This is a genomic window from Aeromonas sp. QDB18 (genome assembly GCF_027705325.1).
In the GTDB taxonomy this organism is placed as follows: Bacteria; Pseudomonadota; Gammaproteobacteria; order Enterobacterales; family Aeromonadaceae; genus Aeromonas; species Aeromonas caviae.
Genome location: NZ_JAPDBQ010000084.1, coordinates 1 through 18,061 on the forward strand (window position 1 = coordinate 1; position 18,061 = coordinate 18,061).

Below are 18,061 nucleotides of genomic sequence, written 5' to 3' on the forward strand. Positions count from 1 at the left end.
CGACTGTGCTCGGTGATTGATCCGGGAGATCAGATCACCACTTGGCTAGATAGTTCCCCGATTTGTGCAACAAGGCCACTTCACGGTGAACATCAGGCGGTTGAGGTAATCCACCTGCCTGGTGCCGACGCACACCATGCCGCCAAACAGCAGGGTAAAGACCCAGGCCGCCTGCTCCTGGCCGAGGGGCAGGCCGGCATCGGCCAGTGCCTGGGCCAGCAGGCTGCTGCCGCCGCTGATGTAGGCGGAGGCCAGGGCGTAGAACAGCATCAGGATGCAGAAGGAGGCGATGCCCTTGCCCCAGGGGCCGAGCAGGTGATCCGCCAGCTGGTGCAGGTACCACTTGCCGGTGCTGAGGCTGGCTTCCACCTGCAGCATGGCGGTGAAGGCCATCAGGGCCCAGAGGCCGATCATCAGCATCAGGGTGGCGGGGCCGCCCAGGGACGAGGAGGCCAGCGGCAGGGCCAGCATGCCGGCGCCTATGGTGGTGCCGGCAATCAACAGGGTACAACCCAGGGTCTTGGTATTCATGTCATCCATCCGAAAGTGAGGGGCGCTGTTGCAAACAAGAGAGAGCCAGTTGGCTGTGTCGGGAGGCGCCTCCGGGGAAAAGCCGGAGGCTAGCAATATCGGTGTGGATACATCTGTACCTGAAACCTGTCAGTTGTAAAAATTGGTTGCCAAGTTAGCGGATTGAAATGGCGGAAACAACCCCTTAAAAGCGGATTTTGTGCTGTAGCAAGCCGAAGGGTGGCAATAAAAAGTGACACATTGCGCCATGCGCCGAAAAAACGCGCCCCTCAGGGGGAGGCTGCCCGTCAGGCTGCGTTGCGGGTCGACATCGAGAGCGCCCGCGTTGGCGGCAACAGGGCTTGCAGAGGGTAACACGGGGCCCTGGTGGTGCGACTGGCCCGATATAAGCAAACATCGGGTCATACTCCCAAAAGCCATCATTTTCACTTATAGCGAGCCGAGGCGCCGATAAACGTGCCCTGGCGCGGGGTTGCCGCCCGGCAGATCACCTCAAAGCCAGAAGGCGAAGGGCAAAGCTGAGACAACAGGGGAGAACACAAGCAGGTGTGGGGGAGGAGGCTCAGGGGCTGGCACTGCGGGCCGCCCCCGGGGTGGTGCGTCGTTGCCGGGTCAGCGGCGGCGTTTGAGGGTACGGCTCACATAGTGCAGGCCGCTCTGGTAGTCGCCATTGACCGCCTTGAGGGCCAGCGTCAGGGCCTGGCTTGCCAGGGCGTCGTGCTGCTGGGGCAGGGAGTTGATGCCAAAGGGGAGGAAATCGAGCAGACGGTCATCCCCGAAGGTAGCCATGGCGAGCTGGCTCATGTCGGCCTCCTGCTCCAGCAGGTAGTCGAGCACCCCCTCCATCAGGATGTAGGAGGTGGTGATCAGCGCCTCGGGCAGTTGGCCGAGCTGCTGATGGAGCGTCTTGATCAGGCGATACCCTTCGGTGCGCGAGAAGTGGGCCCCTTCACACAGGTGGCGGGTCGCACTGTGACTGGCAATGGCCTGTTCGAAGCCCGCTTTTCGCTCCTGACTGATCGTCAGTTCCGGCAGTGCAGTGATCAAGGCGATATGACCGATGGCCGGGGTGAGCAGGGAGGCGGTGAGGTCCAGGCTCGCCTTCTGGTTTTCACTCGCCACGGTGACGAAGTGCTCGGTGGCCATGGCACGGTCGATGGCGAGGATCTGCACGCCCCGGGACTGCTGCTCCAGGTAGAAGGGATCCGCCGGGGGGAGGCAGCTTGCCACCAGGAGCGCATCCACATGGCGGCTCACCAGCATCCGGGCCAGCTCCTTTTCGGTGTCCGGATCGTCCTCCGAGCAGACGATGAGCAACTGATAACCCTGGGTGCGGGCCCCTTGCTCCAGGCGCTTGGCGAGCTTGGCGTAACTGGCGTTTTCGAGGTCGGGCAGGATGAAGCCGAGGGTGCGGGTCTGGCCGCCGCGCAGGGAAGCGGCGCGGCTGTCCGGCTGATAGTTGTGGGCATGGACCACGGCCATCACCTTGTCGCGGGTTGCCTGGCTGATGCGGTATTGATCGGCCTTGCCATTGATCACATAGCTTGCGGTGGTGCGAGAGACACCGGCCAGCGCGGCGATTTCATCCAGTTTCATCATGTTGGCTCTGTTTGAGTTGCAAGGCCCGCGCCGGTTCCTGGTTGGGGCGCCGAAAAGTGTGCGCGGGATCATATCATTGAAACGTACTTTCTGCGGGATCTTGAACAATGCGCTGAAACGATTCAGTCTGAGTGTAATTGAAACGATTCAGCTTGTCAGTAACGGATGATTATCTGCACTTGGAAATGGGTTCCGGCTCACCAAAGCGAGAGATCACCGTCTATTGTCAGCAGGCAAGTTACCCAAAAATCGAGTTGAGTTGAGCCGGTACGCAGCGAGGCGAAGCCGGACCTGATGGAGAATCTCTATGTTGAAGTTGGCGCGACAGCAAATCCTGCTGGGACAATCGGTGACGACCAAGGCGGACGCCATCGCCCTGCTGGCAAGCAAACTGACCGACGCCGGTCTGGTTGAAGCAGGTTACGTGGACGGCATGCTGGCGCGGGAAGCGCAGCACGCCACCTATCTTGGCAGCGGTATCGCCATTCCCCACGGCACCACGGACACCCGTCATCTGGTGAAGAGCACCGGCGTCATGGTGGCCCAGTTCCCCCACGGCATCGAGTGGGACGAGGGGCAGATTGCCTACGTCGCCATCGGCATCGCCGCCAAGTCCGATGAGCACCTGGGGATCTTGCGCCAGCTCACCCACGTGCTGGGTGACGAGCAGGCCGCAGCCCAGCTCAAGGGGGCGACCGACGAAGAGACCATCATCAATATCCTGACTGGCGCGACTGGCGCCAAAGAGGTGCAATACCTGACCCTGGCGGACTTCCCGGCCGACGACCAGGACCAGTTGCTGCTGGGGGCTGCGGCCCGCGCCAAATCCGCAGGCTGGGGAGACGCAGCCATGGTGAGCGCCCTCCTGGCCAGTCAGCCTGTTCACCTGGGGGAGGGCATCTGGCTGGCCCGTGCGCAAGCGGCCCAGACCGGTTGGGTGCTGGCCACCCCGAGCACCCCGCTGAACGTCGGTGAATTGCCGGTCAGCGCCCTGCTGCTGCTGTGTGCCGCAGATAGCGGCCATTTGCCGCAACTCGAGAATCTGGCCAAGCTGGCCGCAGCCGGCCAGCTGGCCACCCTCTCTGGCAGCGACGGTCTTGCCATGTTGCAGGCGGGTCCGGCGAGCGGGCTTTCCGAGACCTTCACCATCATCAACCCTCACGGTCTGCACGCCCGTCCGGGCGCCATGCTGGTCAAGGTGGCCAAGGAGTATGAATCCGACATCCGCGTCGCCAACCTCGATGGCAGCGGTGAAGCCGTCTCTGCCAAGAGCCTGATGAAGGTGATCGGGCTTGGGGTCAAGTGCGGTCATCGTCTGGCGTTTCGTGCCGAAGGAGCGGATGCCGAAGCAGCCCTCAAGGGCATTGGCGAAGCCATTGCCGCCGGCTTGGGCGAGGGGGCGCACTGATGGACATCGTCACCATCACCCTCAACCCCGCGCTCGATCTCACCACCCGTCTGGAGGCCATGCACCCTGGCGAGGTCAATCTGGTGAGCGAGGCCAACTTGCGCGCCGCGGGCAAGGGGATCAACGTCGCCATGGTCTTGAAAGATCTCGGCCGTGACGTAGGCCTGACCGGCTGGCTCGGTGAGGGCAACCAGCAGAGCTTCGTCTCCCTGTTCGAGGAACGTGCCCTTGCCGATCACTTCGTGCGCGTGGCGGGCGACACCCGGATCAACGTCAAGATCTCCGAACAATCCGGCCGGGTGACCGATCTCAATCTGCCGGGACTCGCCGTGCAGGAAGGCGATGTCAGCGCCCTGGAAGCGGCGCTGGAGCGACTGGCTCCCCACACCGACTGGTTCGTGCTGGCGGGCAGCCTGCCCAAAGGGGTGTCCCCCGATTACTGTGGCCATCTGATCCGCCTGCTCAAGGCCAAGGGCAAGCAGGTGATCTTCGATTGCAGCGGCGCGGCGTTGAGCGAAGGGATCAAGGCGGCGCCGACCCTGGTCAAACCCAACCTGGAAGAGCTGAGCCAGTGGGCCGGTCGTCCCGTGAAGACCCTGAGCGAGCAGGCCGAGTGCGCCCGCGCGCTGCAGGCAAGCGGGATCCCCAACGTGGTGATCTCCAATGGTGCCGACGGCCTCATCTGGTTTGCACCGGATGCCACCTGGCAGGCGATTCCGCCGCGCATGGAGGTGGTCAGCACCGTGGGTGCCGGCGACTCCCTGGTGGCGGGCCTGGTCCATGGCATGAGCCTGGACTGGACGCCGGAGCAGACCCTGCGTCTGGCCACCGCCGTCTCGGCACTGGCGGTGAGCCAGGTCGCGGTCGGCTTCAACGATATCAATGTGCTCAAACCGTTACTCGAGCAGGTGCGCGTACAGCGTCTGGATGATCTGGCACCGACTCAACCCCAACCCCATTTGATGGCTAACTCAGGAGATGCCCAATGAAAGCAATTCTGGTTACGGCTTGCCCGGCGGGCATTGCCACCAGCTTTCTCGCTGCAAAACGGATAGAACAGCAGGCCAAACTGGCTGGCTGGGAGCTCACCCTCGACGTCGAGTCCAGCGTGCAGCCCCGTCAGGTTCCCTCGAAAGAGCAGATTGCCGCCGCCGACCTGGTGCTGGTCGTTGCCAGCGCACCGGTGGATCTGGCCGCCTATGACGGCAAGTCGCTCTATCGGGGCGACATGGATCTAGCGCTCCAGGATCCCGCTGCCCTGCTGGACGCCGCGCGAAGCGGTGCCAGCGTCTATCGCCATGAGGCGGCACCTGCCGTTGCCAAACCGGCCAGCGGTGCCAAGCGCATCGTGGCGGTGACGGCCTGCCCGACCGGGGTGGCCCACACCTTCATGTCGGCCGAGGCCCTGGAGACCATGGCCAAGCAGCTGGGTCACCAGATCCGCGTCGAAACCCAGGGCTCGGTCGGTGCCCAGAATGCCTTGACGGCGGACGAGATTGCCGCCGCCGATCTGGTGTTCCTCGCCACTGACATCGAGGTGGACATGGCGCGCTTTGACGGCAAGCCGGTCTATCGCACCAGCACGGGGGCTGCCCTGAAGAAAACCCGGGCCGAGCTCGACAAGGCCTGGACCGAGGCGAAGGTCTATCGCCACAGCGGCGCGGCTGCGGTCAAGAAAGAGGAAAAGGCGGGCCCCTACAAGCACCTGCTGACCGGTGTCTCCTTCATGCTGCCCATGGTGGTGGCGGGGGGCCTTATCATCGCGCTCTCCTTCATCTTCGGCATTGAAGCGTTCAAGGAAGAGGGGACGCTGGCCGCGGCCCTGATGAAGATAGGTGGCGGCTCCGCCTTCGCCCTGATGATCCCGGTGCTGGCAGGCTACATCGCCTACTCCATCGCCGACCGTCCGGGTCTGGCGCCCGGCATGATCGCCGGTATGCTGGCAAGCTCGCTCGGCGCCGGTTTCCTTGGCGGCATCGTCGGCGGCTTCCTCGCTGGTTACAGCGCCAAGTTCCTGAGCGACAAGGTGCGCCTGCCGGTCACCCTGGAAGCCCTCAAGCCCATCCTCATCATTCCGCTCTTTGCCAGCCTGTTCACCGGTCTGGTGATGATCTACGTGGTGGGTGGCCCGGTGGCGGGCATCATGAACGCCATGACCGAGTTCCTCAACAACATGGGCTCTGCCAACGCCGTGCTGCTGGGTGTCATCATCGGCGCCATGATGTGCTTCGACATGGGGGGCCCGGTCAACAAGGCGGCTTATGCCTTCGGTGTCGGCCTGCTCGCCTCCAAGACCTATGCCCCCATGGCAGCGGTCATGGCCGCCGGCATGGTGCCTGCACTGGGGATGGGGATCGCGACCTTCCTGGCCAGCAGAAAGTTCATCAAGGCGGAGCAGGAAGCGGGCAAGGCCTCCTTCGTGCTGGGTCTGTGTTTCATCTCCGAGGGGGCCATCCCGTTTGCCGCCAAGGATCCCATGCGCGTCATCCCGGCCTGCATGGTGGGCGGCGCCCTGACCGGTGCGCTCTCCATGCTGTTCGGCTGCGAGCTGGTGGCACCCCACGGTGGTCTGTTCGTGCTCTTCATCCCGAACGCCATCAGCCATGTGATGATGTACATCCTGGCGATCGCCGCCGGTTCTCTGGTGACCGGGGTGGCCTACGCCATGCTCAAGCGTGGCGAGGAGCAGGCCAAGCTGGCGACCGCCTGAGGACGTCACGGCGTGACACACTCTTCATGACAAGGCGGCCCTGGGGCCCAATGCTGTTCACTTAAGAGAATTTGAGTTCCAGTCCACGTAGTATCAGGGCTAAAAATGAGGGAGGCATGATGCCTCCCTCTTTCTATTGCAAGCCACGCTGGATAAAGGCTGAAGGAACATCGACTGGAAACAGCCTTGCTCCCCCAACTCAAGTCGCATTTATGAATAATTAGTCAAAAATGTGCTTATCTGAACAGCATTGGCCCTGGGGCCGCCTTTCTTGTTGAGGGGAGGGGCAACGTGGGATTTAAAAATCCCAGCCCGGCGGGGGCGGCGGATCGGCCGCCTCTGCGGCCTGCGCCTTGCGGCGGGCGGCCTCGACCCTGGCCTTGCGGCTGCGGCACAGGCGCATCACCTCCTGCTGCTGGGCAGGGGTCATGGCAAGCCAGTTGAAACGCTCCTCGCGACTTCGCAGGCATCCCTTGCAATACCCCTTGTTGTTCAGTTCGCAGACCCCGACACAGGGGCTCTGGAGCGGGAAGATTTCGAGCTGTTCCATCCATGACCTCTCACACCTTGTCACCTTGTTATAACCCAGAAGATCACGGCAGGAGAAATCCGTCGTCGGGGGCGTGAAGGCGTTTGCTTTCCCCGGGCAATTTTGGCATCTTCCCCGCCGTGCAAGACACTCGGTGTTATATGAGGACATATGAATAGACATGCGTACTGGTTGGCCGCCGCCGTGGTGGGGCTGGCCGGTTGTGCGGGCAACCCTGAACCGGTCAAGGTGCCCCAGAAGAAGGCGGAATCCGGATGTTTTCTGAACTGCGAGATCCCTGTGAATCTGGGCAAGCAGTATCTGGATGGTACCCTGCCGGGGGATCTGGTGCGGGTGGAGCGGGTCAACAGCCGCGCCCGCGCCGATTACAGCAAGTTCGGTCCCCAGAGCCGGATGGTGATGGAACGCTCCGGCCGCATGGCGAGCCGCTATGGGGAGCTCTACCGTCAGCTCTCACGCTGGGTCGCCAATGGGGGCAATCCTGCCCATATCACCCAGTACGGCATCAGCCTGGCGCAGCTTGGCGGTGCCGACCGCATGGGCAACGTGCTCTTCACCGGCTACTACTCGCCGGTGCTGGAGGTGCGCCATCGCCCGGACGCCCAGTACAAGTATCCCATCTATGCCATGCCCAACTGCGGCGGTCGCTGCCCGAGCCGGGCCGAGATCCACCGGGGGGCGCTGGCCAACCGGGGGCTGGAGCTGGGCTACAGCAAATCCCTCATCGACAACTTCCTGATGGACGTGCAGGGTTCCGGCTTCGTTCACTACGGCGATGACGACCGGTTGCAGTACCTTGGTTACAGCGGCAAGAACGGCCACGGCTATGTCAGCATTGGCCGGGTGCTCATCGACCGTGGCGAAGTGCCCAAGGAGCAGATGTCCATGAAGGCCATCAAGGAGTGGGCCAATCGTCAGCCGGAAGAGAGCGTGAAGGAGCTGGTGGAGCAGAACCCCTCCTATGTCTTCTTCGAGCGCCGTCCCACCAACGACGTGGTGGGGGCCGCCGGCATTCCGCTCTTGCCCATGGCGGCGGTGGCTGCCGACAAGACCCTGCTGCCGATGGGCACCCCTATCCTCGCGGAAGTGCCGCTGCTGGACAAAGAGGGCAACTGGACCGGCAAGCACCAGCTGCGGCTGCTGATTGCGCTGGATGTGGGGGGCGCGGTGAAGAAGGGCCACCTTGACCTCTACCACGGCATGGGGGAGAAAGCCGGTGTCGCGGCCGGTCACTACAAGCACTTTGGCCGGGTCTGGAAGCTGGGTCTGCACCACGGGCCGACCGCCGCCCCCTGGTTGTAACGCAAGAGGGTCATGGTCCCTCATTTCCCTCAAGAGACGGGACATTCCCATGAAAAAAGCCGCCGGAGCAATCCGGCGGCTTTTTGTTTGCGGGGCAGATCTGGCGACAAGGGCCGTCAGCCCTTTCGGATATCGAGCTTGATGGCGCCCACCGGCTGACAGCAGCAGGGGAGGCACTCCCCCTGGGAGACAAAGGCGAGCGGGATGGCGGCGTAGTGCACCTTGCCCGCCAGCAGCGGGGTGCGGCAGGCGCCGCAATAGCCGCTGCGGCACTGGAACTCCACGTGATGACGGTGGCGCTCCAGGGTCTCCAGCAGGCTTTCGCCGGGATGGGGGTGCAGCACACCGTCCAGGGTCTGTACCTGGGGGGCTTGCCCCTCCGGCGCCGTGGTGGCGGTATGCAGGGGCGCGTTCAGGGTGGCGGTGGCGTCACTCACGGACGTCGCTCTCCCGCATCATGGCCTGCCAGCAGAGGTCGCCTAGCATCACAGCTCGAAGTCACCCAGATCGTCGGCGTGCACTTCACTGTCTATCTGACCCACCAGATAGGAGCTCACTTCCACTTCCTGGGGCGCCACCTGCACGTTGTCGGAGGAGAGCCAGGTGTTGATCCAGGGGATGGGGTTCTGCTTGGTGCCGGCAAAGGCCGGTTGCAGGCCGACGGCCGCCATGCGCAGGTTGGTGATGTATTCCACGTACTGGCAGAGGATGTCCTTGTTCAGGCCGATCATGGAGCCATCCTGGAACAGGTACTCGGCCCACTCCTTCTCCTGCAGGGCTGCTTCCTTGAACAGCTCGAAGCAGGCCTGCTCGCACTCGACGGCGATCTCCGCCATGTCGGGGTCGTCGTTGCCGCTGCGCATCAGGTTCAGCATGTGCTGGGTGCCGGTCAGGTGCAGCGCTTCGTCACGGGCGATCATCTTGATGATCTTGGCATTGCCTTCCATCAGCTCGCGCTCGGCGAAGGCGAAGGAGCAGGCGAAGCTCACGTAGAAGCGGATTGCTTCGAGGGCGTTGACGCTCATCAGGCACAGGTAGAGCTTCTTCTTGAGCTCCCGCAGGCTGATGGTGACTTCGCGATCCCCGATCCGGTGGGTCCCCTCACCGTGCAGGTGATAGACGGAGGTGGCCTCGATGAGATCGTCATAGAAGTGGCTGATGGAGCCGGCGCGCTTCAAGATCTGCTCGTTGGTCACGATGTCGTCGAACACCTGGCCCGGGTTGTTGACGATGTTGCGGATGATGTGGGTGTAGGAGCGAGAGTGGATGGTCTCGGAGAAGGCCCAGGTCTCGATCCAGGTCTCCAGCTCCGGGATGGAGACCAGGGGCAGCAGGGCCACGTTGGGGCTGCGGCCCTGAATGGAATCCAGCAGGGTCTGGTACTTCAGGTTGGAGATGAAGATGTGCTGCTCGTGGGGCGGCAGAGCCTGGAAGTCGATGCGGTCGTGGGAGACGTCCACCTCTTCCGGGCGCCAGAAGAAGGAGAGCTGTTTCTCGATAAGCCGCTCGAAGATGTCGTGCTTTTGCTGATCATAACGGGCCACGTTGACCGACTGGCCGAAGAACATCGGCTCCTTGAGCTGATCGTTTTGGGTCTGGCAAAAAGTAGAGTAAGCCATGGTTCGAATGCCGTGAAATAGGGAAAACAGGAGGGCGGGAGCTTGATGCTCCCGCCCGGTTTATCAGTGCGTTTCGCGGTTAGATCTTGCAAGCCCCGCCAGCGCAGCCGTCATCTTGCAGATCGGTCTGGGTGTCGTCGGCACCATCACGGGTGTTGTGATAGTAGAGGGTCTTGAGACCGTATTTGTAGGCGGTCAGCAAGTCTTTGAGCAACTGCTTCATCGGCACCTTGTTGCCTTCGAAGCGGGCCGGGTCGTAGTTGGTGTTGGCGGAGATCGCCTGATCCACGAACTTCTGCATGATGCCGACCAGCTGCAGGTAACCGTCGACGCTCGGCTGTTTCCACAGCAGTTCGTACTGATCCTTCAGGCGGTGGTACTCCGGCACCACCTGCTTGAGGATGCCGTCCTTGGAGGCTTTCACCGACACCAGGCCGCGGGGCGGCTCGATGCCGTTGGTGGCGTTGGAGATCTGGCTGGAGGTCTCGCTCGGCATCAGGGCGGTCAGGGTGGAGTTGCGCAGACCCACGGTCTTGATCTCTTCGCGCAAGGTTTCCCAGTCCAGGTGCAGGGGTTCATTGCACAGGGTGTCCAGATCCTTTTTATAGGTATCGATGGGCAGGATACCTTGGGCATAGGTGGTCTCGTTGAAGGCTGGGCAGGGGCCGAACTCGCGGGCCAGTTGCACGGAGGCCTTCAGCAGGTAGTACTGGATCGCCTCGAAGGTGCGGTGGGTCAGGGCCAGACCGGAACCATCGGAGTAGCGGGCACCGTTTTTCGCCAGGTAGTAGGCGTAGTTGATGACGCCGATACCCAGGGTGCGGCGGTTCATGCTGCCCTTCTTGGCGGCCTTGAGCGGGTAGTCCTGATAGTCGAGCAGGGCGTCCAGAGCGCGCACGGCCAGCTCGGCCATCTCTTCCAGATCTTCCAGCTTCTCGATGGCGCCCAGGTTGAAGGCGGAGAGGGTGCACAGGGCAATCTCGCCGTCCTCGTCATCCACGTTGTTGAGCGGCTTGGTGGGCAGCGCAATCTCGAGGCAGAGGTTGGACTGGCGTACCGGCGCCACAGACGGGTCGAACGGGCTGTGGGTGTTGCAGTGATCCACGTTCTGGATGTAGATGCGACCGGTACCGGCGCGCTCCTGCATCATCAGGGAGAAGAGATCCACCGCCTTCAGGGTCTTCTTGCGAATGGCCGGATCCTGCTCGTACTTGACGTAGAGCGCTTCAAACTTGTCCTGGTCCGCGAAGAAGGCGTCATAGAGGCCTGGTGCATCGGACGGGGAGAACAGAGTGATGTCGCCGCCCTTGATGAGGCGCTGGTACATCAGCTTGTTGATCTGCACGCCGTAGTCCATGTGACGAACACGGTTTTCTTCCACGCCGCGGTTGTTTTTCAGTACCAGCAGGCTCTCCACCTCGGTGTGCCACAGCGGGTAGAACAGGGTGGCCGCACCGCCGCGCACGCCGCCCTGGGAGCAGCACTTCACCGCAGTCTGGAAGTATTTGTAGAAGGGGATGCAGCCGGTGTGGAAGGCTTCGCCGCCACGGATGGGGCTGCCCAGACCACGGATGCGACCGGCGTTGATGCCGATGCCGGCGCGCTGGGAAACGTAACGCACGATGGCGCTGGCGGTGGCATTGATGGAATCCAGGCTGTCGTCACACTCGATCAGCACGCAGGAGCTGAACTGGCGGGTCGGGGTGCGCACCCCGCTCATGATCGGGGTCGGCAGGGAGATCTTGAAGGTCGAGACCGCATCATAGAAGCGCTTGATGTAGTCCAGACGGGTATCTTTCGGATACTTGGAGAAGAGGCAGGCTGCTACCAGGATGTAGAGGAACTGCGGGCTCTCGTAGATCTCGCCGGTGACGCGGTTCTGTACCAGGTACTTGCCTTCGAGCTGCTTGACCGCCGCGTAGGAGAAGTCCATGTCGCGCCAGTGATCGAGGTAGCCGTTCAGCTCCTCAAATTCCGCCTGGGTGTAGTCTTCCAGCAGGTGCTTGTCGTACTTGCCCATGTCCACCAGTCTGGCGACGTGCTGATACAGGTGGGGCGGCTCGAACTGGCCGTAGGCCTTCTTGCGCAGGTGGAAGATGGCCAGACGGGCAGCCATGTACTGGTAGTCCGGGCTTTGCTCGGAGATGAGGTCAGCAGCAGCCTTGATGATGGTCTCGTGGATGTCGGCGGTACGGATACCGTCATAGAACTGGATGTGGGACTTGAGCTCCACCTGGGAGACCGACACGTTGTCGAGCTTCTCGGCAGCCCAGTCGAGCACACGGTGAATTTTATCCAGATCGATGGGTTCTTTGTGTCCGTTACGCTTCGTCACAAACAAGTTCATTGGCTGATGACCCCTTTCATTGATACCTGCCGGTATCGGTTGATTCCCGAAAAGCCATCGCACAATGGCGCAACCCGGCTCCGTCTGTCGAGGGAAACTGGGCAGGGATTGTGCGATGAATCACAAGATGTAGTGTTATTTTTAATGCGAACTACAAGATAGTGAGGTCGATGCGGTAATGCAATCTGTGGATAACGCATTAGCTGTGGATAAATTGTGGGTGTCGGGACGGGAGTTAGTGGACGCTCACAGCGAACGGGTTTTCATCCATCCGATCCGTCAAATGCAAGTCCGGCGATCGAAGATGGAAAATTAAAATAACTTTTTTTGCTTGCGAAAGCAGGGTGTTTTTACTAGCAAATCCGGTCTGCTCATCCCTTGTGCAGTCAGGGTCAAAAGGTGTCCTGTTACGCCGTTCGGGGGGTTGCCAAGCCCATAAAAAGAGGGATCGTCCGGGATCCCTCTGGTGTGCTGCGGGGGGAGCTGCGCGCCGGGGCAGATGCCCACATGGCCATCGGGACAACATCAAAGTTGCCCCGCAGATCCACCTCTATCCGGATGCCTTGTCGCTCATGGGCAATGAACGTGTCAGCTCAGCTCGTAGCGCAGCCAGTGGTGCAGGGCCTGCACGGTATCAAAGTGAAGATCGGCGCCCCAGAGGGCCGGATCCTCGTCATCATTGAGATAACCCCAGCCAGCCACCGCGGTACGCATGCCGGCATTGCGGCCGGCCTCGATGTCGCGCACGTGATCCCCCACATAGAGACACTGGCTGGCCGCGATGCCGAGCCGCTCGCAGGCAAAGAACATGGGGGCGGGGTCGGGCTTGCGCACCGGCAGGGTGTCGGCGCTCACCGTCACGCCGCAACTGGCGAGTTCGGGCAGGGCTGCCAAGAGCGGTTCGGTGAGAAAACCCGGCTTGTTGGTGACAATGCCCCAGGGCAGCTTTTTCTCGTCGAGCCACTCGATGAGATCCACCATGCCTTCATAGGGGCGGGTGCCGACGCAGAGGTTGGCGGCGTAGTAGTCGAGCAGAGCGGTGCGAAGGCGGGTGGCCCCCAGCTCCTCGAGCAGCTCGTCACCAAGACCGGCCCTGAGCAGCCCCAGGGCCCCGTGGGAGGTGGTCTGGCGGATGATGTCGTCAGAGAGCGGGGCAAAGCCTTCGCTTATCAGCACGTGATTGACGGCGGCGCCAAGGTCTGGCGCGGTGTCGAGCAGGGTGCCGTCCAGATCAAACAGCACGCAGCCAAGGGGCATCGGGTGAGGTGTGCTCATCAGCCTTGCTCCGGGCGCTCGAACGCCACCATGTAGTTGACGTCGACATTCTTGCCGAGCTTGAAGCTGTTGGAGAGCGGGGCGTAGTGAACGCCACTCATGTCCCGCACCAGCAGGCCCGCCGCTTCCCCCATGCGACAGAGTTCGGCGGGAGTGATGAACTTCTTGTGATCGTGAGTGCCCTTGGGGACCATCTTCAACAGGTACTCGGCCCCGAGGATCATCATCAGATAGGCTTTGGGGTTGCGGTTGATGGTGGAGACGAACACCTTGCCCCCCGGCCGTACCAGGGTGGCGATGGCGCGCAGCACCGAGGCCGGGTCCGGCACGTGCTCCAGCATCTCCATGCAGGTGACCACGTCATACTGGCCAGGCGCTTCATCGGCGTGGGCTTCGGCGGTGATCTGGCGGTACTCGAGCTCCACACCTTGTTCCAGCGCGTGCAGGCGGGCGACGCCGAGGGGTTCCTTGCCCATGTCGATGCCGGTGACCCGGGCCCCCCGGCGGGCCATGCTCTCGGAGAGGATGCCGCCACCGCAGCCGATGTCGAGCACGCGCTTGCCAAACAGGCCGCCGCTCTTGTCGGTGATCCAGTCAAGGCGCACCGGGTTGATTTGATGCAGCGGCTTGAATTCGCCCTCCATGTCCCACCAGCGGGAGGCGATGGCTTCAAATTTGGCGATTTCTGTCAGATCGACATTGGCATCACTATTCATGTTTTGATGATCCTGTGGCAAGGCGCGCAGCGGGCTGGGCGCGCGCAATCTATTGTCCTGGCGCGCATTATAACGGACCGACTTCGTCGCACCAGCCCGATGTGCTCATCGGATTTGTGGCTTAATGTATTTGGCTCAGTGTGTTACCATGTCGCGCTGTTTAAGCCAAAGAACAACTAATTAGGGATTAAGGCTTTCTATGAGCGATCTGGCCAGAGAGATCACGCCGGTCAACATCGAAGAAGAGCTCAAGAGTTCCTATCTGGATTACGCCATGAGCGTGATCGTAGGACGAGCTCTGCCGGATGTGCGTGATGGCTTGAAACCGGTTCACCGCCGCGTTCTGTATGCAATGAACGAGCTGGGGAACGACTGGAACAAGCCCTATAAAAAATCGGCCCGTGTGGTCGGTGACGTAATCGGTAAATATCACCCGCATGGCGACATCGCCGTGTATGACACCATCGTCCGCATGGCGCAGGATTTCTCCATGCGCTACATGCTGGTCGACGGTCAGGGCAACTTCGGTTCGGTGGACGGCGACAACGCCGCGGCCATGCGTTACACCGAAGTGCGGATGGCGCGCATCTCCCACGAGCTGCTGGCCGATCTGGACAAAGAGACCGTGGACTGGGTGCCTAACTACGACGGCACCGAGATGATCCCGGCTGTCATGCCCACCAAGGTCCCCACCTTGCTGGTCAACGGCTCCTCCGGTATCGCGGTGGGCATGGCGACCAACATCCCGCCTCACAACCTCACCGAGATTGTCAACGGTTGCCTGGCGCTGATCGAAAACGGCGACCTCACCATTGACGAGCTGATGACCCATGTCACCGGTCCGGATTTCCCCACCGGCGGCATCATCAACGGCCGTTCCGGCATCGTGCAGGCGTACCGTACCGGTCGCGGCTCCGTCTATGTGCGGGCCAAGGCCGAGGTGGAAGTGGACGAGAAGACCAGTCGCGAGACCATCATCGTTCACGAGATCCCCTATCAGGTGAACAAGGCTCGCCTGATCGAGAAGATCGCCGAGCTGGTCAAAGAGAAGAAAATCGAGGGCATCAGCGCCCTGCGCGATGAGTCCGACAAAGACGGCATGCGCATCGTCATCGAGATCAAGCGCGGCGAGTCCGGCGAGATTGTGCTGAACAATCTCTACAAGCACACCCAGATGCAGACCACGTTCGGCATCAACATGGTGGCGCTGGACAACAACCAGCCCAAGGTGATGAACCTCAAAGAGATCCTGGATGCGTTCCTGCTGCACCGCCGTGAAGTGGTGACCCGCCGGACCGTGTTCGAACTGCGCAAGGCGCGGGATCGGGCGCACATCCTGGAAGGGTTGGCGGTGGCATTGGCCAACATCGACCCCATCATCGAGCTCATTCGCCACAGTGCGACCCCGGCGGATGCGAAAGCCGCCCTGGTAGCCAAGGGCTGGGAACTCGGCAACGTGGCCGCCATGCTGGAAAAAGCGGGCGACGACGCGGCTCGCCCCGAGTGGCTGGAGCCGGAGTTCGGCATCCGTGAAGGGCAGTACTTCCTGACCGAGATCCAGGCCCAGGCCATCCTTGACCTGCGTCTGCACAAGCTGACCGGCCTCGAGCACGAGAAGATCCTGGAAGAGTACCAGTCTCTTCTGGATCTCATCGCCGAGCTGTTGCACATCCTGGCAAGCCCCGAGCGCCTGATGGAAGTGATCCGTGACGAACTGCTGGCCGTGCGCGAGCAGTACGGCGACGAGCGTCGCACCGAGATCAGCATGTCCAGCGCCGAGATCAACATCGAAGATCTGATCACCCCGGAAGACGTGGTCGTTACCTTGTCTCACCAGGGCTATGTGAAGTATCAGCCGCTCTCCGACTACGAGGCCCAACGCCGCGGTGGTCGTGGCAAGTCGGCCACCCGGATCAAGGAAGAGGACTTTGTGGAGCGTCTGCTGGTGGCCAACACCCACGACACCATTCTGTGCTTCTCCACCCGTGGCAAGGTCTACTGGCTCAAGGTGTATCAGCTGCCGGAAGCGTCCCGTGGTGCCCGCGGTCGTCCGATCATCAACCTGCTGCCGCTGGATGAGGGTGAGCGCATCACCGCCATCCTGCCGGTGAAAGAATATGACGCCAACAAGTATGTCTTCTTCGCTACCGCCAACGGTACCGTGAAGAAGACCAGCCTGTCCGACTTCAGCCGTCCGCTCTCCTCCGGTATCCGTGCCATCAACCTCAAAGAGGGTGATGAGCTGATCGGGGTGGACATCACAGATGGCAGCAACGAGATCATGCTCTTCTCCGATGCGGGCAAGGTGGTTCGCTTCGCGGAAGGCAGCGGTCGCGCCGATGCCGATGCCACTGACGAAGTCGACACCGATGACGACGCCGGCAACGATGATGATGGCAGTGACAACGGCGAAGGCACCGAAAGCAAGGGCACCTTCAAGGGCGTACGTCCCATGGGTCGTACCGCTGCTGGCGTGCGCGGCATCAAGCTGGGCGCCGGTGACAAGGTGGTCTCCCTCATCGTGCCCCGTGGCGATGGTGCCATCCTCACCGCCACCGAGAACGGCTACGGCAAGCGCACCGCGCTGGACGAGTACCCGACCAAGAGCCGGGGTACCCAGGGCGTCATCTCCATCAAGGTGGATGAGCGCAACGGCAAGGTAATCGATGCGATCCAGGTCGAAGATACCGACCAGATCATGCTGATCACCAACGGCGGTACCCTGGTTCGTACCCGGGTGTCCGAGGTGAGCGTCATCGGCCGCAACACCGGCGGTGTGCGTCTGATCCGTACCGGTGAAGACGAGACCGTAGTCGGTCTGCAGCGCGTTGCCGAGAGCGACGAAGAGGAAACCGAGGCCCTGGCTGTTGAAGGGGAGGTGTCTGAAGGCACCGACACCGCAGCGGACGCTGGCGCCGTCGATACCGGGGAGGCGGGCGACGAGTAATCGTCCCCCTTTGTCCGGTGCAAAAGAGCGACCTTGATGGTCGCTCTTTTTTTGTCCGCCTCACCGCAGGCTCTCCCCGTCCCTGTGCTTGCCCTGGCGCCCTCTTTTCTGCTGCCAGGCTCCGTCTGCCGTGCATGCAGCCCTGCCTGCCACGGCGTCATCTTCCTGATATGCAGGGTTGGTCCCATCGCATCAACACGATTCCTTCACTCGGCTGTCATGGCCCTGTCATGACGGCCAGCCATGCTGCCTGCGTTGAATGAGGCCACCACAGAGGCAGGCATCGCTTGCCAGGAGCACTGTTATGACGAGCTGGGTAATGTGGGAAATCTGGTGGAGCCGGATGTGGGGAGGGCAGGAGAAGGCGCGCCTTAGGGTGGATGAGGAGGAGGTGGCGCACGAGCCATCACGCCTGCCTGCGGAGCTGATTGCACAGCGCCACCCAGCGGGGAGCTGCCCGCCGAGACCACGGGGCTGACGGTGCTCAGAACAGACGCAACTGCTCGCCCGGGCGGATGAAGGCGGCTGTATTGAGTGCCATATGGCGCTTGCCCAGTTGCAGCCGCCTGCTGATCAGGCGAAAGCGCTGGGCGAGCAGGTCGGCAAACAGTCCTTCACCTCGCATGCGGCTGCCAAAGGTGGCGCTGTTGAGTGAGCCACCCCGGCTTGCCCGCAGCTGGTTGAGGATCGCCTCTTTCTGGCCGGGATAGTGCGTATCGAGCCAGTCGCAAAAGAGGGTGGTGAGCTCGTGGGGCAATCGCAGCAAGATGTAATCCGCACCGCCCGCCCCGGCGTCGACGGCGGCCTTGATGATCTGTTCCAGTTCAGGCTCGTTGAGCCTGGGGATCATGGGGGCGGCGAGCACGCCGACCGGCACACCGGCCTTGGCCAGTCGTTCGATCACCTTGATCCGCCCAACCCCCGTGCTGGCCCTGGGCTCCAACTGTCGCCTCAGCGTCTCATTGAGGGTGGTGACCGACACCATCTTAAATGCGAAAGGGGACTCCCTCCGACGTAGGTGGGAGGGGAATTTCGCCGGGGCGTCAGCCCCGCTGGT

13 protein-coding genes and 2 pseudogenes are annotated in these 18,061 nt (G+C 62.0%); 6 read left to right on the forward strand and 9 right to left on the reverse strand.

The window, feature by feature from the left end; translation table 11 throughout:
* Positions 1 to 78 precede the first annotated feature (78 nt).
* Both OKC30_RS13300 and cra read right to left on the reverse strand, forming a co-directional pair.
* Positions 79 to 531: pseudogene (locus OKC30_RS13300) on the reverse strand (aromatic amino acid transport family protein); the annotation flags it as partial.
* A gap of 612 nt (positions 532 to 1,143) precedes the next feature.
* Positions 1,144 to 2,130 (reverse strand): catabolite repressor/activator, encoded by a 987-nt coding sequence (gene cra / locus OKC30_RS13305; protein ID WP_010674823.1) that lies wholly within the window; start codon positions 2,128 to 2,130, stop codon positions 1,144 to 1,146.
* Between the two features lie 307 nt (positions 2,131 to 2,437).
* Here cra and fruB point away from each other — a divergent pair, with 307 nt between their 5' ends.
* From fruB to fruA, 3 genes are read left to right on the forward strand one after another with little or no spacing between them, the layout of a single operon-like run.
* Positions 2,438 to 3,538 (forward strand): fused PTS fructose transporter subunit IIA/HPr protein, encoded by a 1,101-nt coding sequence (fruB, locus tag OKC30_RS13310; protein ID WP_042017120.1) that lies wholly within the window; start codon positions 2,438 to 2,440, stop codon positions 3,536 to 3,538.
* Entirely contained in the window at positions 3,538 to 4,527 is a 990-nt protein-coding gene (gene pfkB, locus OKC30_RS13315; RefSeq protein WP_049636760.1) for a 1-phosphofructokinase, read from the forward strand. The genes fruB and pfkB overlap by 1 nt, the downstream gene beginning before the upstream one ends.
* Entirely contained in the window at positions 4,524 to 6,248 is a 1,725-nt protein-coding gene (gene fruA / locus OKC30_RS13320) for a PTS fructose transporter subunit IIBC (protein WP_104452953.1), read from the forward strand. The genes pfkB and fruA overlap by 4 nt, the downstream gene beginning before the upstream one ends.
* A 298-nt stretch (positions 6,249 to 6,546) precedes the next feature.
* Here the strand turns inward: fruA and OKC30_RS13325 are convergent, their stop codons facing one another.
* On the reverse strand, positions 6,547 to 6,798 hold the full coding sequence (locus tag OKC30_RS13325; protein ID WP_039040754.1) for a DUF1289 domain-containing protein: 252 nt from the start codon (positions 6,796 to 6,798) through the stop codon (positions 6,547 to 6,549).
* A 150-nt stretch (positions 6,799 to 6,948) separates the two neighbouring features.
* On the opposite strand from OKC30_RS13325, the gene mltA reads away from it, so the two are divergent.
* Positions 6,949 to 8,100, forward strand: coding sequence for a murein transglycosylase A (gene mltA, locus OKC30_RS13330; protein ID WP_124245009.1), 1,152 nt, complete (start codon positions 6,949 to 6,951; stop codon positions 8,098 to 8,100).
* A gap of 116 nt (positions 8,101 to 8,216) precedes the next feature.
* Here the strand turns inward: mltA and yfaE are convergent, their stop codons facing one another.
* From yfaE to ubiG, 5 genes are all read right to left on the reverse strand, one after another.
* The gene (gene yfaE, locus OKC30_RS13335; RefSeq protein ID WP_160837639.1) at positions 8,217 to 8,537 is read right to left on the reverse strand and encodes a class I ribonucleotide reductase maintenance protein YfaE; all 321 of its coding nucleotides are present in this window, start codon (positions 8,535 to 8,537) and stop codon (positions 8,217 to 8,219) included.
* 48 nt (positions 8,538 to 8,585) lie between these two features.
* A complete protein-coding gene (gene nrdB, locus OKC30_RS13340) occupies positions 8,586 to 9,719 on the reverse strand; it encodes a class Ia ribonucleoside-diphosphate reductase subunit beta (RefSeq protein WP_010674816.1) in 1,134 nt (377 codons plus the stop codon).
* A gap of 79 nt (positions 9,720 to 9,798) precedes the next feature.
* A complete protein-coding gene (gene nrdA / locus OKC30_RS13345; protein WP_010674815.1) occupies positions 9,799 to 12,066 on the reverse strand; it encodes a class 1a ribonucleoside-diphosphate reductase subunit alpha in 2,268 nt (755 codons plus the stop codon).
* A gap of 588 nt (positions 12,067 to 12,654) precedes the next feature.
* Complete coding sequence (locus tag OKC30_RS13350; RefSeq protein WP_029314563.1) at positions 12,655 to 13,341, reverse strand: HAD family hydrolase; 687 nt, start codon at positions 13,339 to 13,341, stop codon at positions 12,655 to 12,657.
* The gene (gene ubiG / locus OKC30_RS13355) at positions 13,341 to 14,057 is read right to left on the reverse strand and encodes a bifunctional 2-polyprenyl-6-hydroxyphenol methylase/3-demethylubiquinol 3-O-methyltransferase UbiG (protein WP_043155501.1); all 717 of its coding nucleotides are present in this window, start codon (positions 14,055 to 14,057) and stop codon (positions 13,341 to 13,343) included. Before ubiG ends, OKC30_RS13350 begins: the two co-directional genes overlap by 1 nt.
* 199 nt (positions 14,058 to 14,256) lie before the next feature.
* Here ubiG and gyrA point away from each other — a divergent pair, with 199 nt between their 5' ends.
* Complete coding sequence (gene gyrA, locus OKC30_RS13360; RefSeq protein ID WP_160837641.1) at positions 14,257 to 17,004, forward strand: DNA topoisomerase (ATP-hydrolyzing) subunit A; 2,748 nt, start codon at positions 14,257 to 14,259, stop codon at positions 17,002 to 17,004.
* A gap of 304 nt (positions 17,005 to 17,308) precedes the next feature.
* A complete protein-coding gene (locus OKC30_RS13365; protein WP_164882096.1) occupies positions 17,309 to 17,482 on the forward strand; it encodes a hypothetical protein in 174 nt (57 codons plus the stop codon).
* A 6-nt stretch (positions 17,483 to 17,488) separates the two neighbouring features.
* On the opposite strand, the pseudogene OKC30_RS13370 reads toward OKC30_RS13365, so the two are convergent.
* Positions 17,489 to 17,989 (reverse strand): annotated as a pseudogene (locus OKC30_RS13370) (PA0069 family radical SAM protein); the annotation flags it as partial.
* Between the last annotated feature and the right edge of the window lie 72 nt (positions 17,990 to 18,061).

Bases quoted from the DNA above. Each gene is read 5' to 3' on its own strand.
- gyrA (WP_160837641.1), top strand. From the start codon at position 14,257: ATGAGCGATCTGGCCAGAGAGATCACGCCGGTCAACATCGAAGAAGAG.
- OKC30_RS13325 (WP_039040754.1), bottom strand. From the start codon at position 6,798: ATGGAACAGCTCGAAATCTTCCCGCTCCAGAGCCCCTGTGTCGGGGTC.
- mltA (WP_124245009.1), top strand. From the start codon at position 6,949: ATGAATAGACATGCGTACTGGTTGGCCGCCGCCGTGGTGGGGCTGGCC.
- fruB (WP_042017120.1), top strand. From the start codon at position 2,438: ATGTTGAAGTTGGCGCGACAGCAAATCCTGCTGGGACAATCGGTGACG.
- OKC30_RS13365 (WP_164882096.1), top strand. From the start codon at position 17,309: ATGACGAGCTGGGTAATGTGGGAAATCTGGTGGAGCCGGATGTGGGGA.
- ubiG (WP_043155501.1), bottom strand. From the start codon at position 14,057: ATGAATAGTGATGCCAATGTCGATCTGACAGAAATCGCCAAATTTGAA.
- nrdB (WP_010674816.1), bottom strand. From the start codon at position 9,719: ATGGCTTACTCTACTTTTTGCCAGACCCAAAACGATCAGCTCAAGGAG.
- OKC30_RS13350 (WP_029314563.1), bottom strand. From the start codon at position 13,341: ATGAGCACACCTCACCCGATGCCCCTTGGCTGCGTGCTGTTTGATCTG.
- nrdA (WP_010674815.1), bottom strand. From the start codon at position 12,066: ATGAACTTGTTTGTGACGAAGCGTAACGGACACAAAGAACCCATCGAT.
- cra (WP_010674823.1), bottom strand. From the start codon at position 2,130: ATGATGAAACTGGATGAAATCGCCGCGCTGGCCGGTGTCTCTCGCACC.
- pfkB (WP_049636760.1), top strand. From the start codon at position 3,538: ATGGACATCGTCACCATCACCCTCAACCCCGCGCTCGATCTCACCACC.
- fruA (WP_104452953.1), top strand. From the start codon at position 4,524: ATGAAAGCAATTCTGGTTACGGCTTGCCCGGCGGGCATTGCCACCAGC.